At 72.5% G+C, this 14,216-nt stretch carries 13 protein-coding genes; 3 read left to right on the top strand and 10 right to left on the bottom strand.

Annotated elements, in window-relative coordinates:
* Positions 1–65: 65 nt before the first annotated feature.
* The 5 genes from ACFVQ0_RS35040 to ACFVQ0_RS35020 form a co-directional block, all read right to left on the bottom strand.
* A complete protein-coding gene (locus tag ACFVQ0_RS35040) occupies positions 66–851 on the bottom strand; it encodes an ABC transporter permease (RefSeq protein ID WP_390093227.1) in 786 nt (261 codons plus the stop codon).
* Positions 848–1,795 carry an ATP-binding cassette domain-containing protein gene (locus ACFVQ0_RS35035; RefSeq protein WP_390093288.1) on the bottom strand — a complete coding sequence of 316 codons (948 nt, stop codon included), beginning with the start codon at positions 1,793–1,795 and terminating at the stop codon, positions 848–850. Before ACFVQ0_RS35035 ends, ACFVQ0_RS35040 begins: the two co-directional genes overlap by 4 nt.
* Before the next feature lie 77 nt (positions 1,796–1,872).
* Positions 1,873–2,514, bottom strand: coding sequence for a PadR family transcriptional regulator (locus ACFVQ0_RS35030; protein WP_390093226.1), 642 nt, complete (start codon positions 2,512–2,514; stop codon positions 1,873–1,875).
* 71 nt (positions 2,515–2,585) lie between these two features.
* Positions 2,586–4,043, bottom strand: coding sequence for an aldehyde dehydrogenase family protein (locus ACFVQ0_RS35025; protein WP_390093225.1), 1,458 nt, complete (start codon positions 4,041–4,043; stop codon positions 2,586–2,588).
* Between the two features lie 54 nt (positions 4,044–4,097).
* The gene (locus ACFVQ0_RS35020) at positions 4,098–4,979 is read right to left on the bottom strand and encodes a helix-turn-helix domain-containing protein (RefSeq protein WP_390093224.1); all 882 of its coding nucleotides are present in this window, start codon (positions 4,977–4,979) and stop codon (positions 4,098–4,100) included.
* A 311-nt stretch (positions 4,980–5,290) separates the two neighbouring features.
* Here ACFVQ0_RS35020 and ACFVQ0_RS35015 point away from each other — a divergent pair, with 311 nt between their 5' ends.
* Positions 5,291–5,818, top strand: coding sequence for an ATP-binding protein (locus ACFVQ0_RS35015; RefSeq protein ID WP_390093223.1), 528 nt, complete (start codon positions 5,291–5,293; stop codon positions 5,816–5,818).
* A gap of 51 nt (positions 5,819–5,869) precedes the next feature.
* On the opposite strand, the gene ACFVQ0_RS35010 is transcribed toward ACFVQ0_RS35015, so the two are convergent.
* Complete coding sequence (locus ACFVQ0_RS35010) at positions 5,870–6,112, bottom strand: DUF397 domain-containing protein (RefSeq protein WP_073733643.1); 243 nt, start codon at positions 6,110–6,112, stop codon at positions 5,870–5,872.
* Between the two features lie 262 nt (positions 6,113–6,374).
* Here ACFVQ0_RS35010 and ACFVQ0_RS35005 point away from each other — a divergent pair, with 262 nt between their 5' ends.
* The gene (locus ACFVQ0_RS35005; protein WP_390093222.1) at positions 6,375–6,881 is read left to right on the top strand and encodes a hypothetical protein; all 507 of its coding nucleotides are present in this window, start codon (positions 6,375–6,377) and stop codon (positions 6,879–6,881) included.
* A 46-nt stretch (positions 6,882–6,927) separates the two neighbouring features.
* Here ACFVQ0_RS35005 and ACFVQ0_RS35000 read toward each other — a convergent pair whose 3' ends face one another.
* The 3 genes from ACFVQ0_RS35000 to ACFVQ0_RS34990 all read right to left on the bottom strand — a co-directional run bounded on the left by ACFVQ0_RS35000 (position 6,928) and on the right by ACFVQ0_RS34990 (position 11,447).
* A complete protein-coding gene (locus ACFVQ0_RS35000; RefSeq protein ID WP_390093221.1) occupies positions 6,928–9,069 on the bottom strand; it encodes an FUSC family protein in 2,142 nt (713 codons plus the stop codon).
* 125 nt (positions 9,070–9,194) lie between these two features.
* Positions 9,195–10,397, bottom strand: coding sequence for a DUF2786 domain-containing protein (locus tag ACFVQ0_RS34995; RefSeq protein WP_390093220.1), 1,203 nt, complete (start codon positions 10,395–10,397; stop codon positions 9,195–9,197).
* Positions 10,398–10,535: 138 nt separating this feature from the next.
* Positions 10,536–11,447, bottom strand: a complete 912-nt coding sequence (locus tag ACFVQ0_RS34990) for an NADP-dependent oxidoreductase (RefSeq protein ID WP_390093219.1) — start codon at positions 11,445–11,447, stop codon at positions 10,536–10,538.
* A 131-nt stretch (positions 11,448–11,578) separates the two neighbouring features.
* Here ACFVQ0_RS34990 and ACFVQ0_RS34985 point away from each other — a divergent pair, with 131 nt between their 5' ends.
* Positions 11,579–13,294: a bifunctional 3'-5' exonuclease/DNA polymerase gene (locus tag ACFVQ0_RS34985; RefSeq protein WP_390093218.1), complete on the top strand. Its 1,716-nt coding sequence runs from the start codon at positions 11,579–11,581 to the stop codon at positions 13,292–13,294.
* A gap of 64 nt (positions 13,295–13,358) precedes the next feature.
* Here the strand turns inward: ACFVQ0_RS34985 and ACFVQ0_RS34980 are convergent, their stop codons facing one another.
* On the bottom strand, positions 13,359–14,198 hold the full coding sequence (locus tag ACFVQ0_RS34980) for a carbohydrate-binding protein (RefSeq protein ID WP_390093217.1): 840 nt from the start codon (positions 14,196–14,198) through the stop codon (positions 13,359–13,361).
* Between the last annotated feature and the right edge of the window lie 18 nt (positions 14,199–14,216).

Raw genomic sequence — 14,216 nt, 5'->3', positions numbered from 1 at the left:
GTCCCGTCTGCCCGGCGGCGCCGGGCCCGCCCTTCGGACGGACGACGCTACTTTCGAAACACGCCCTACCGGCTGAGCCGCGCGAACCGCCGTACCGCCAGCGGGAAGAACACCGCCAGCAGCGCCAACGGCCAGAGCACCGCCAGGAGTCCGGCGTGGGCGGCGGCCCAGGAGTCCCCGCCGCCGCCCGGGTTGCCGAACAGGCCGCGTACCGCCGTGGCCGTCGCCGACATCGGGTTCCACTCGACGACCGCGCCCAGCCACCCCGGCATCGACTCCGGGGCCGCGAACACATTGGAGAGGAAGCCGACCGGCCAGACCAGGATCTGCACCGCCTGCACCATTTCCGGCCGCCCCGCCACCAGCGCCAGCAGGATGCCGAGCCACAGCATCGCGAACCGCAGCAGCAGGAGCAGCCCCACCGCCCCCAGCGCCGCGGCCGCCCCGTCGTGCCACCGCCAGCCCATCGCGTACCCCACCGCGCCCATCACCGCGAGCGCCGCCACCGACTGGAGCATGTCCGCGACGGACCGGCCGACCAGCACCGCACCGGAGGCCATCGGCATCGAGCGGAACCGGTCGACGACCCCCTTCTCCAGGTCCTGGGTGACCGCGAGCATCGTCGACTCCAGGCCGAAGGCCATGGTGAGCGCGAGCATGCCGGGGACCAGGTACTCGGCGGTGTCGCCCTCGACGCCCCGGCCGCCGCCGACCAGGTAGTTGAACATCAGCAGGAGCATCACGGGGAAGACCAGCCCCACGACGACCTGCACCGGCTGCCGCGCCCAGTGCGCCAGTTCGCGCCGGGTCATCGTCCAGGAGTCGGATACCGCCCAGCCCACCGCGCTCATGGAGCCACCTCCGCTTCGTCCGCCGTGTGCCCGGTCAGGGTCAGGAACACCTCGTCCAGCGTCGGCCGGCGCACCGCGATGTCCTCCGCCTCGATGCCCGCCTCCGCCAGCGCCCTCACGGTCCGGGTGAGCGTCGCGATCCGGTCCCCGGCCGGTGCGCCGGCCAGTCTGCGGTCCCGGTCCAGCACCGCGCCGCCGGTGAGCAGGCCGGCCGCCCGGTCGAGCTCCGCCGCGTCGCGGACGACGACGTCGATCCGGTCGCCGCCGACCCTCGCCTTGAGCTCGTCGGCCGTACCCTCCGCGGCCACCCGTCCGCCGTCGATCAGCGAGATCCGGTCCGCGAGCTGATCGGCCTCCTCCAGATACTGCGTGGTCAGCAGTACGGTCGTGCCGCCGCCGACCAGGGAACGTACGGCCGCCCACACCTCGGCCCGGCCGCGCGGGTCGAGCCCGGTCGTCGGCTCGTCCAGGAAGAGCACCTCCGGGTCCGTGATCAGCGAGGCGGCCAGGTCGAGCCGGCGCCGCATGCCGCCGCTGTACGCCGCGACCGCCTTGCGGCCGGTGTCCGCGAGGCCGAACCGTTCCAGCAGCTCGTCCGCCCGGACGCCCGCCCGGCGTGCGCCCAGGTGGTACAGGCGCCCGAACATCTCCAGGTTCTGCCGGCCGCCGAGCCGCTCGTCGACCGCCGCGTGCTGCCCGAGCAGCCCGATCCGGCTCCGGACCCGGCCCGGCTGCCGCCGTACGTCGTACCCCGCCACCCGGGCCCGGCCCCCGTCGGGCCGCAGCAGCGTGGACAGGACGCGGACCGCGGTGGTCTTCCCGGCGCCGTTGGGGCCGAGCACCGCGTGCACGGTGGAGCGGGCGACCGCGAGGTCGAGGCCGTCCAGGGCCCGCTTCGCGCCGTATCGCTTGTGCACTCCTTCGACGACGATCGCGTCGGTCAAAATCGTCACACCCTCTCGTAGTCAAATTTGACTAGCGAGGGAAAGGTAACCGCTCGTACCGCATTCGTCAAACTTGATTAGTGAGCGTCCCCGGGGTCGGGCACCCCGGTCGCGTACGGATTCTCCTCGCCCTCGGCCAGGACGCCGACGAACGGCTCGCCCTCGCCGGCGAAGGTGTACGCGCCGCCCTCGATCCGGGCGATCAGCCCGCGCGTCCACTCGGCGCCCGCGTCCGCCGAGTGCACCCACATGTTCATGATCTCGCCGATGTGGCCGATCGACTCGGGGCCCGCCTCCGGCGTGTAGAACTCGGTGACCGACGTCCGCCACCTGGCCAGCCCCGCCACCCGCTCCTTGAGCAGCGACACCGCCTCCGCCCGCTCCAGGTCGACGATGCCGCCCAGTCCCGCGGAGAGCACGTCCAGCTTCTGGTCGTACGAGGTGAGCGCCGCGCGCAGCAGCGCGAAGTACTCCGCGTCACCCTGCTCGGTGATCTCGTACTCGGTGCGCGGCGGGCCGCCGGCCGTGCTCGGGGCGACCTCGTGGGCGATCAGGACGCCCTGCTTCGCCATCTGCTTCAGTGCGTGGTAGATCGAGCCCGGCTTGGCGCTCGACCACTCGTGGGCGCCCCAGTACTCCAGGTCGTTGCGGATCTGATAGCCGTGCGCCCGGCCGTGCTGCCGCACGGCACACAGGACCAGCAGCCGGATCGCGGACATACCCACACACCTCTCTACTCAACTTTGATGAGAGTAGCGGTGCGTGATTCGTACCGGAAAAGGACTCGGGTTCAGAACGGGAAGACGCTCCGGCCGTGCTGGATGGATATCCACTTCTGGGTGGTGAAGGCGTCCACCGTCGCGTCGCCGTTCAGCCGGCCCGTACCGGAGTCCTTCTCGCCGCCGAAAGCGACCAGCGGGTCGTCCTGGACGGTGGCGTCGTTGACGTGGAACATCCCGCTGCGGATCCGCCGGGCGAACCGCACCCCGCGCTCCACGTCCGAGGTGTGCACGGCACCGCTGAGCCCGTACGGGCTGTCGTTGGTGATCCGTACGGCCTCCGCCTCGCCGTCGAAGGTGACCAGCAGCGCGACCGGGCCGAAGATCTCCTGGGAGAGCAGCGGGGAGTCCTCCGCGAGTCCGGCGAGCACGGTGGGCTCCACGAGGTTGCCCCGGGTGCGGCCCCGGACGAGCGCCGTGGCGCCCTCGGCGACCGCCTGGTCGACCAGGGCGGTCAGGGCGTCGGCCTGGAAGGTGTTGATGACCGGGCCGATCTGGGTGTCCGGGTCGCGCGGGTCGCCGGTCCGCAGCGCCGCCACCCGGGCGGTGAACTTCTCGGTGAACTCCGGGGCGACGGCCCGGTCCACCAGAATGCGGTTGGCGGCCATGCAGACCTGGCCCTGGTAGACGAAGCGGCTGAAGACGGCGGCGTCGACCGCGTAGTCGATGTCCGCGTCGTCGAGCACCACCAAGGCGCTGTTGCCGCTGAGTTCGAGGATGGTGCGCTTGAAGAGCGCGCCCGCCGTCGCGCCGACGTGACGGCCGACCCGGTCCGAACCGGCGAAGGAGATCACCTTGGGGACGGGGTGCTCTATGAACGCGTCGCCTATCTCGGCCACGTCGGTGACCAGGACGTTGAGGAGTCCGGCCGGGAGTCCCGCGTCGTGGAAGATCTTCGCGACCAGCCCGCCGCCGGCCACCGGGGCGTTCTGGTTGGGCTTGACGACGACCGCGTTGCCGAGCGCCAGGGCCGGCGCGACCGACTTCATCGTCACCAGGAACGGGAAGTTGAACGGGCTGATGACGCCGACGACCCCGACGGGCTGCCGGACGATCCGGTTCTCCTTGCCGTCCACCGGAGAGGCCAGGATCCGGCCGCCGGGCACCAGCGCCTGACGGGCGGCCTCGCGCAGGAACTCCTGGGCGGCGCGCAGTTCGTAGAACGCCTTGGTCCGGGTGCCGCCCAGCTCGTCGATGATCGCCTCGACGATCTCGTCGGCCAGCTCCTCCGTGATGCGCAGGGCCCGTTCCATCACCCGGGCGCGCTCGTACGGGCTACTGCTGACCCAGGTCGACTGGGCGCGCTCCGCGGCACGGTAGGCGAGGTCGACCTCCGCCTCGGTAGCGATGGTGATCGCCGCGAGCTTTTCCCCGTTGTAGGGATTGAAATCAATGATGTCCCACGAGCCGGTCCCGGTGCGCCATTCACCGTCGATGTACTGGTCGGCCAGTTCGTGGAAGAAGGACATGCGATCCCTTACTGCAGGTGCAGACTCCTGTGGGGATGTCATGGTACTGAAATATCAGGTGAGTTGGAGTAGACCACGGAGCAGATCCCGGCTCTCCTCGGGACCCGGGCTGTCCGCGTGGAGCCGCACCATCGCCTTTTCGTACTGGGCGACTTCTTCGGCCTTGTCCAGATAGAGCGCACTTGTCAGCTGCTCCAAATAGACAATGTCCGACAGATCGGATTCCGGGAATCGCAGCATCGTAAAGGAACCGCTCTCGCCCGCGTGTCCGCCGAAACTGAAGGGCATCACCTGGAGAGTCACGTTCGGCTGTTCCGACATTTCGATCAGATGCCGCAATTGCTCGCGCATCACCTCGCGGCCGCCGTACGGACGGCGCAACGCCGCCTCGTCCAGCACCGCGTGGAAGCTCGGGGCCCGCTCCGCGACGAGCGCCTTCTGGCGCTCCAGCCGCAGCGCGACCCGGCGGTCGATCTCGGCGGCGGGGGCGCCGCGCATGCCCCGGGAGACGACCGCGTGGGCGTAGCCCTCGGTCTGCAACAGGCCGTGGACGAACTGGACTTCGTAGATCCGGATGAGCGAGGCCGCCCCCTCCAGACCGATATACGTCTGGAACCAGCCGGGCAGCACATCGCCGAAACTGTGCCACCAGCCCGCCACGTTGGCCTCACGGGCCAGGCCGAGCAGGGATTCGCGCTCCACCTCGTCCGTGACGCCGTAGAGCGTGAGCAGGTCCTCTACGTCCCTGGCCTTGAAGCTCACCCGTCCCAACTCCATGCGGCTGATCTTCGATTCGGAAGCCCGGATGGAGTAGCCGGCCGCCTCACGGGTGATACCGCGCGAGTCACGCAGCCGTCTGAGCTGTGAGCCCAGCAGGATGCGCCGCACCACGGATCCACTCGACTCGCCTGCCGCCACTGGTCCAACCCTCCCCATCGCTTCCCTGGCATCGGGGCTCCCCCTGAACCCCAGGGGCGGATTCTGCCATCAAAACGCTTCAGCCCGTACTCATTCGATTACGGAAATGGGAAGACTTGCCCAAGACTCCAAAACTGCCCCAGGGAAGAAATGAGCCAGAACCGGCACGGGGTCGGACAGGTCAGGCGCGTGCACGTGCATCTGCCCTTGCATCTGCCCTGCGCATTCGGAACCATGGGCGTCGCGCACCTGCGTGCTCGTTCGTGTTGTGCCGCTGTACCCGAGTACCCGCAGTACCGAGACAGCCGCGAATCCCGGGAGTGCCTCGCATGGGGACGAATGGATCGACGACGATGCTCGATTTCGAGCCGTTACGGCAGGGGCTTCCCCCCATCGATCCCTCCGCCGTCTCCGGATCGGCCACCTGCACCCTGCCCGCCCGTTACGAGGCCGTCGGCGGGGCGAGGCAGTTCACCAGGTCGACCCTGACCGGCTGGGGTCTCAGCGAGCGGTTCGACGATGTCGCCCTCGTGGTCTCCGAGTTGGTCACCAACGCCCTGCGGCACGCGCTGCCCTCCGACGTCCCGCGCGAATCGCAGGACCCGCCGGTACGGCTGCACCTGATGCGCTGGACCTCGCGGCTGGTGTGCGCGGTACGGGACCCGAGCCAGGCGAGCCCGGTGGCGTCGGAGGCAGCCGACTCCGCGGAATCGGGCCGCGGGCTGTTCCTGGTGGAGTCCTTCAGCGACTCCTGGGGCTGGCACCCCTCGCCCGCGCTCGGCGCGGACAGCGCCTCCGGCGCGGCCCTGCGCGGAAAGGTCGTCTGGGCGCTCTTCCGGCTGTCGGACCCGGCGTGACGCTCCGGGCCGGGGAGTCGCGGGGCGCGGAAAGGCGCGACCGGGCGGAGCTCAGCCCTCCGCTATGAGGTGGTCGAACTCCCCGTCCTTGACGCCGAGAAGCAGTGCCTCTATCTCGGCCGGCGTGTAAACCAGCGCCGGCCCGTCGGGATGGCGCGAATTACGCATCGCCACATCTCCGTCGGGCAGTTTCGCGAACTCGACGCAGGATCCCTGCGAGTTGCTGTGTCTGCTCTTCTGCCAGGCGACTCCGCGAAGCTCTGTCGCCGCCATGCCGTTGTACACGTGGTGCACAGGACGCTCCCGAGTTGCAAGGTGCAAGTGTCAACTGTCTCGGATCATAGCTGTGTTCAAATTCCCATGCATGAGCGGATGCATGCGCAGATGCACGTGCACGCGGGGTGTTCCCTTGATTACAGCTTCCCGTGGGAGCGAGCCCATAAGAGAGACGGACGACGGGCCCGTTCCGCTCCCGATTCCCCGAGTTGGCCGTCCGAAGCCCGTCGTGACCCACTGGTAGCTTGGATGGTCTTTCGTCACCCAGGGGGAATTCCCGATGCGCAAACTCGTACGTACCGGTGCAGTTGTCGCCACCGGCCTGCTGACCGCGCTCGCGCTCACCGGCTGCGGCAGTGACAACGACAAGCCCGACGCGGACAAGAACTCCGGTTCCGCCTCCGCGCCGGCGCCGGACCACAGCGACGGCTCCTCGGCGGGCGGCGGGGACGGCGCGTCCGGCGGCGGCACGTCCACCGAAGGGCTCAAGGCGCTGGAGGGCGCCTGGGCCGGGCAGACCGACGGCAAGGCCGTGGTGCTGTCCGTCGCGCACGGCAAGGCCGTCGTCGTCGCCGACTCCCATGTCTGCTCGGGCAGCGCCAAGGCAGCGGACAAGGTGACGCTGGCACTCAGCTGTGCCGACGGCGACACCGACCGGACCGCCGGAACCGTCGAGTCCAACGACGGCAAGACGGTTGTCGTCGCGTGGGACGGCGGCACCAAGGACTCCCTGGGCAAGACCGACGCCGACTCGCTCGAAGGACTGCCCGGCCTGCCGACCCCGTAACACCCGGCCCGGCAGCATCCGGCCCGCGACTCCCCGGCCCGCTACGTCACTTGGCCGCGTCGCCGGGCCGGGGCCCGTCGCCCAGGCCCCGGGAGAATTCCTCCAGCGCTTCGAGCAGGAGACCGGCCCCGTTGCGCACGACCGGGTCCGCCACTCCGTCGCGCAGCCGTTCCCGCTCGTCCCACTCCGCCAGCGCGTCCCGCACCTGCCCCCAGTCCGGCACCCGCCGCTCCCGCACCGCCTTCGCACCCTGGTCCGTGGCCCGGCGCAACGCCTCGGCCAGCGGACCGGCCTCCGGTACGGGGGTGGCGCCGCCCTCCGGGAGGTGCGCCTCCATCAGCATCGCGACCCGGCCGAGCTGGGACAGGGCGTGCTGGGTGTCACCGGCCGCGGCGTGCGACAGCCCCCGGTGGCGCACCGGTTCGTGCTGGGCGGTCGCCACCGCCTCCTGCCAGGCGACCCGGGCCGCCCGGGTGCGCAGCAGCGCCTCGCGCACGTCGTCGTGGCCCCGGTCCGCCGGATCGGCGTACTGGTCCACGACCGAGGCGGCGTACCGGCCGTCCTCCTTGAGCCAGTCACCGAGCCGGTTGCGCAGCCTGGGGGTCTCCCACGCCGGGTAGACGGCGTAGGAGATCATCGCGAGGAGGCCGCCGCCGAGGGTGAGGACGAGCCGTTCCAGCACGGTCTGCGACCAGTCGTCGCCCGCCATGCCCAGCAGGAAGACGACGTACGCGGCGACGCAGGCCTGTCCGACCGAGTAGCCGGTGCGCATCAGCAGGTACATCAGCAGGGCGCAGACCACGGCGAGTACGGCGGACAGCCCCACGCCCGGGTGGGCGCTCTGCACGATCACGGTGGCGACGAAGACCCCGACGACGGTGCCGCCGAACCGGGCCACGGAGCGTTCGTACGTCCGGGAGAACTCCGGCCGCATCACCATCACGGCCGTCATCGGCGCCCAGTAGCCGTGGCCGTAGGGCAGCACGGTGCCCAGCAGATATCCGCCGGCGGCGACGGCGGATACCCGGATGGCGTGCCGCAGGATCGGGGAGCCCTGGTGCAGTTCGCGGCGCATCGAGCCGATCACGACCGGGACCAGCCGCAGCAGGGTGGGACGCCGCTGACCCTCCGGCTGCCGTCGGCCCCGGCTCGCCGCGACGGCGTCGGCGGACTTCTCGGCCTGGGCCCGCTCCTCCTTGGTGCCGTCGCCCTCTGCCGCCTCGATCACGTCGGAGAGCAGCTCTGCGAGCCGGTCGGCGGCGCGCAGCGGTGGACCGGCGAGCAGCGACCCGGTGTCGGGAGTCTTCAGCGCGGCGACCGCGGACGCGGGGAGCCGCACCGGATCGCCGTGCCGGATCGCCCTGGCCGCCGCGTCGAGCAGCGATCCGGCGGCGGCGAGCAGCTCACGGACCCGGTCGCGCTCCGGGCCCTCGGCCGGTACGCCCATGGCCGGGTCCGCGAGGGAGGCGAGCACCGGCCTGATCCGCTCCGCGACCCCGCGCGATCCGTGCAGTTCGGCCGGGCGGCGGCGGGCCTGGCGCGGGGTGACGGCGGCCGCGCTGCGGGCCTCCATCAGCGGCAGCGGGTCGAAGTGGGCGACCGGGTCGTGGCGCAGCCTGCGGGCGTAGTCCGCCTCCGCGGCCAGCGCGTCGGCCAGCGCGTCGCGCTGGGCACCCCATCTGCGGACCGGGAACACCACGATCAGCGCCGCCTGGACCACCCCGCCGAACGCGATCACCGCCCCGTGCAGGGCCGCCTGGGCGACGGAGGTGGGCAGGGTGATCGTCACCAGCATGATCGCGACGTTGGACGCGGCGATGATGCCGCCGGTCGGACCCGCCGCCCAGGCGAGCCCGGCGACGAAGGTCCAGAGCACCAGCAGGAGCATGAAGAGCGGCAGATGGGAGCCGGTGATGTAACCGAGGAACGTGGAGACGGCGAGGCTCGCGCCGGAGACCAGGGCGAGCACCGGCCGGGGACGCCAGCTGCGCTGGAAGGTGGCGATGGCCGCCTGGAACGCGCCGAAGGCGGCGCCGGCCGCGACCACCGGTCCGAACAGGGCCAGGGTCACCCCGATCACCAGCGCGAGACCGGCCGCGCCCCGGATCGCGATCAGCGGTTCGAGGCGCCGCCGCTCGATCGTCAGCCCCGAGCGGGCGGTCTCCTTCAGCGCCCGGAGCCAGCTCATGCCGAGAGCCTAACCGGATTTACCGTTATGCCCGAGTTGTCGGGGATATCAGAGTTACTGAGGTGACGCGCGGGGTCCGCAGAGGTTTCCGGGGCCACGCGCGCGGGGTGCGGCGGCCCCGGCTGTTACGCGCGCGGGATCCGGCGGCTCCGGCCGGGGATCCCCGGGGCGTCCGCGCCCATCCTGGCCCGGTCGGCGGCGGCCGTGCCGTGGGTCCAGCCGTCCGGGTCGACGGCGCCGCGCACCCGGGTGGTCGTGGTCCGCGGGAACATCCGCTCCGCGGTGTCCGTGACCGCCATGTCGCGGGCGGCCAGCACGGGCAGCAGACCGGGGTCCGTCGCGGTGGACGGTCCGGCGGCGGCGCCCTCCGCGTCGGCCTCCGCGGTGGCGCGGGCGGTGCCCTCCGCCAGCCGGCGGCCCAGCCGCTGGGCGTACGCCATCAGGAAGGACTGCCGGAAGGTCTTGGTCCGCTTACGCCCGCCGGCCCGCTGGCCCGCCTCCGCCCTGGTCATCGCCACGGTGCCCTGCACCAGCAGCGAGGTGTGCAGGAGCTCCACGGCCTCCAGGTCGGGTTCGAAGCCGACGACCGTCGAGAAGCCGAGGTCGCTGTTCCACACGGCCCGGCAGCGGTTCGCCGAGGCGACGGCGTCGAGCAGGATCGCCTTCGCCGTCTCGTACGGGGCGTCCACCCCGATCCGGCAGGCGCCCGGCGCGCGGTCGCTGTGGGTACGGGCGGCGAGCAGCGCCTCGTCGATGCTGTGCCGGGCCATCAGCTCCTGCGCCTTGGTGGTGAGCGCCTCCGCCTCCTCGGGGAACCCGGTCGCCTCCGCCTTGGCCAGCAGTGCCCTGATTCGGGTCAGCATGCGGGGTTCGTCGTGCGCGGGCGGCAGGCTCAGCCCGTCGCGCGGCGCGCCGGGCGGGGGCCCGACGGGTTCGATGGCGGGCAGCCGCAGCAGCAGCCGGTAGAGCCCGAGCAGCTCGGAGGCGTACGAGAACCGGTCGGGCCGGCCCGGCCGCGGCGCCGGCGGCAGCTCGTCCAGCTGGGACTGCCAGCGGGGCGGCAGCCGCTCGTACCGCCGCACCTCGGAGACGATCAGCCCGGCGGCCAGCGCGGCCCCGTGCTCGTCGAGTTCGCGGCGGACGACCCGTACGAGATCGGCCGGCAGCCAGCCGCGCTCCCAGGCCCGCCGGACGAACTCCTCCCCGCGCCGCAGCAGCTCGCCGTCGCTCGCCGGGTCCGCCGCGAGGAGCGAGGCCCCGGTGTCGAGACCGGCGTCGCCGTCCGAGTAGAGGGCGGCCGCGAATGCCTGGTCGATCACCGGTTCCATGAGGTCAGCGTAGGCGTGGCCCGATCGGCGGAGGCGGCGCAGCTGACGGGGGTGACAGAGACGACAGAGGCGGCGGAGTTCGTCCACAGGCTGTGGACGAACTCCGCCGGTCGCGGGCCGCCGCCCGTCCGGCGCCGGTCACGGCAGGAGGACGAGCTTCCCCCGTACGTGCCCCGCCTCGCTCAGCCGCTGCGCGTCGGCCGCGTCGACCAGCGGCAGGGCCCGCTCGACCGGCACCCGCAGCTCGCCGTCCGCCGCCAGCCGGGCGTGCTCGGCCAGCTGCTCGGAGGAGCCGGGCGAACCCGCGGAGAAGGGGACGCCGTGCTCGGCCGCCGCCGGGTCCGCGATGGTGACGATCCGGTCCGTGGTGCCGCCGCGCAGCTCGATGGAGTCCGGCAGCGCTCCGCGCCCCGCCACGTCGAAGACCGCGTCCACACCCTGGGGAGCGGCTTCGCGGACCCGGCCGACCAGCCCGTCCCCGTACTCCACCGGAGTCGCGCCGATCACCCGCAGGTAGTCGTGGTTGGCGGCGGACGCCGTGCCGATCACCGTCGCGCCCCGGGCCACCGCCAGCTGCACCGCGGCCGATCCGACGGCCCCGGCCGCCCCGTGCAGCAGCAGCGTGTCGCCCTCGCCCACCGCGAGCTCGTCCAGGACGCGCTGGGCGGTGTCCGCCGCGATGGTCAGCGCGGCGGCGTCCTGCCAGCTCAGCCCGGCCGGCTTGGGCGCGACGCGGGTGGCCTCTGCCAGCACGTACTCGGCGTAGGAACCCGTCGCGCTGCGGCCCAACACCTCGTCGCCGACCTCGACCCCGGTGACCCCTTCGCCGGTCCGGTCGACCACACCGGCGAACTCGACGCCCGGGATCGCCGGGAGCGAGGTCGGGAACATCTCCCGCATCCAGCCGCGCCGGATCTTGTAGTCCATCGGATTCACCCCGGCGGCCATCACCTTCACCCGCACCTGCCCCGGACCGGGATGCGGGTCCTCGACCCGGGCGGGATGCAGGACCTCGGGTCCGCCGAACTCCTCGAAAACGATCGCTTCCATCGCGCCTGTCCCCTCGGTGGGTGCTCCGGGGCCCGGAGCAGGGTCTGTGCCGCTCTTCCCGATCTTCCCGTCTGCGACCCGCCCGTGCCAGCCGCCTCGCGCTGTCAGTGGGGGGTGCCAGACTCGGCCATATGACCGAACGCTGGGCGGTAGCCGCCACGGAGAGCGGTGGCGCCCGCCTCGTCCCGCTGGACGCCGCGGGTCTGCCCACCGCCCCCGCCGTGACCGAACCCGACCTGGCGGAGGCCGTCCGCAGCCGCCCCGCGGTGACCCGCTGGGTGTGGCGTTCGACCACCGAGATCTACCCCCTGCTGCTCGCCGCCGGGGTGCCCGTGGCGCGCTGCTACGACATCGAGGCCGCCGAGTCCCTCCTCCTGGGGCACGAGGGCCGGCTCGGTGAACCCCGCTCCGCGGCCGCCGCCCACGCCCGGCTGCTGCGCGCCCCGGTGCCGCCCGACCCGGCGCCGCGCCAGGCGGTGCCCGGCTCCCAGTCCTCCCTGTTCGAACCCCGCTCCGGCACCGAGCTGCCCTTCGACGGCCTGCTCCGGGTGTACGCGGACCAGCTCGCCCGGCACGACGCCACGGACCGGCCGGACCGGATGCGCCTGCTGACGGCGTCCGAATCGGCCGGCATGCTGGTCGCCGCCGAGATGAACCGCGCGGGGCTGCCCTGGCGGGCCGACGTCCACCGGGACGTCCTCCAGGAGCTGCTGGGCGAGCGGTACGCGGGCGGCGGCGAGCCCCGCAGGCTGGCCGAGCTGGCGGACGAGGTGTCCGCCGCCTTCGGCCACCGGGTCCGCCCGGACCTCCCCGCCGACGTGGTGCGGGCGTTCGGCCGGGCCGGGATCAAGGTGAGGTCGACCCGGCGCTGGGAGCTGGAGGGGCTGGACCACCCGGCGGTGGAGCCCCTCATCCAGTACAAGAAGCTGTACCGGATCTGGACGGCGCACGGCTGGAGCTGGCTCCAGGACTGGGTGCGCGACGGCCGCTTCCGCCCCGGGTACCAGCCGGGCGGCACGGTCAGCGGCCGCTGGACGACCAACGGCGGCGGGGCGCTGCAGATCCCCAAGGTGATCCGGCGGGCGGTCGTCGCCGACGAGGGCTGGCGGCTGGTCGTCGCGGACGCCGACCAGATGGAGCCGAGGGTGCTCGCCGCGATCTCCCGCGACCGGGGCCTGATGGAGGTGGCCGGGCACGACGGCGACCTCTACACCGCGCTCTCCGACCGCGCCTTCCACGGCGACCGCGACCACGCCAAGATCGCGCTGCTCGGCGCCGTCTACGGCCAGACCTCGGGGGACGGCCTGAAGAATCTGGCCGCCCTGCGCCGCAGGTTCCCGCACGCCGTCGCCTATGTGGACGACGCCGCGAAGGCCGGCGAGGAGGGCCGTCTCGTACGGACCTGGCTCGGCCGGACCAGTCCGCCCGCGGCCGGCAGCGGGGACGACGGGGAGGCCGGAATACCGCAGGAGGGCGGCGACGACCTCCCGGACGAGGGCTCCGGGTCCCCGGCGGACGGCGGCTTCACGCCCGGCTACGCCTCCTCCGACGCCCGTGCCCGCGGCCGCTTCACCCGTAACTTCGTGGTGCAGGGCAGCGCCGCCGACTGGGCGCTGCTGCTCCTGGCCGCGCTGCGCCACTCGCTGACCGCCGCCGGGCTCCGGGCCGAACTGGTCTTCTTCCAGCACGACGAGGTGATCGTGCACTGCCCCCTGGAGGAGGCGGAGACGGTGGTGGAGGCGATCCGGGCCGCCGGGGAGCTGGCCGGCCGGATCGCCTTCGGTGAGACACCGGTCCGCTTCCCGTTCACCACGGCGGTGGTGCGGCGGTACTCGGACGCCAAGTGACCCGGCGGGCCTGCGGCGGCGGGTGCCCCGGGGAGGACGGGGCACCCGCCTGGCACGAAAGGCTCTAGCCGCGTTCCCACAGGGCGGGGACGTTCGGCGGCTCCCAGCCGGTCAGGGCGGTGTGCGCCTGTAGACAGCGGTACGGGCTCCCGCCGTACGTGACGCGGTCTCCCGCGCTGTACAGCGTCCCGGCCGCCCAGCCGCCGCCCGGCTCGGTCGGCGGGTCTGTCGGCGGATCGGTGGGATCAGTCGGGTCCTGCGCGATGTCGAGGACGAAGTCGAAGGTCCCCTCCTTGCCAGAGCCGACGGACCTGACGTTCATCAGGAGTGCCGGATCGAAGATGGTGTCGGTGCTGTTGCGCGGCTCGTCCGGGAAGTAGAGCTGGGTGGTGAGGACGGCGGAACCGGGCGCCTGGGCCTTCACATGGATGTGCCGGGTGCGGCCGGGATACAGCCCCGGCACGATCGTCGAGAGGGTGAAGGCCCCCGCCGCGTCGGTGAACTGGTGGCCGCGGAAGGCGAACCCGCTCATGTCGTACGCGCCGTTGGTGTCGGCCTGCCAGAAGTCGAGCAGCACTCCGGGCACGGGCTCGCAGGCCCGCCCGAAGACATAGCCGCTGACGGTCAGCCGGACACCGGGCGTGCCCGCGCTCACCAGGCTGGTGCGGAGCGGGGAGTTGGGCTTGAAGTACGGGCCCTCGATCTGGTCGTGGGTCGGGCCGTCGCCGTCGTCACAGTCCGGTGTCGGGGCCAGCGGCAGGCCGCTGGAGCCGGTGTCACGGGCCAGCGCCACCCCGGTCCCGGCGAACAGCGGGACCGCGGTGGCCACCAGGGCCGCCTTGAGCAGGGTCTTGCGGCTGATCGGCCGGTCCTCTGAGAAGCGGTCGACGGGGTCGGGGGACATGGCGGACTCCTCGGGGTG

The sequence above is a fragment of the Streptomyces sp. NPDC057900 genome, from assembly GCF_042887885.1.
Classification (GTDB): domain Bacteria; phylum Actinomycetota; class Actinomycetes; order Streptomycetales; family Streptomycetaceae; genus Streptomyces.
Note: the sequence above shows the minus strand (reverse complement) of the source record. Positions and strands in the feature narration are given on the sequence as shown.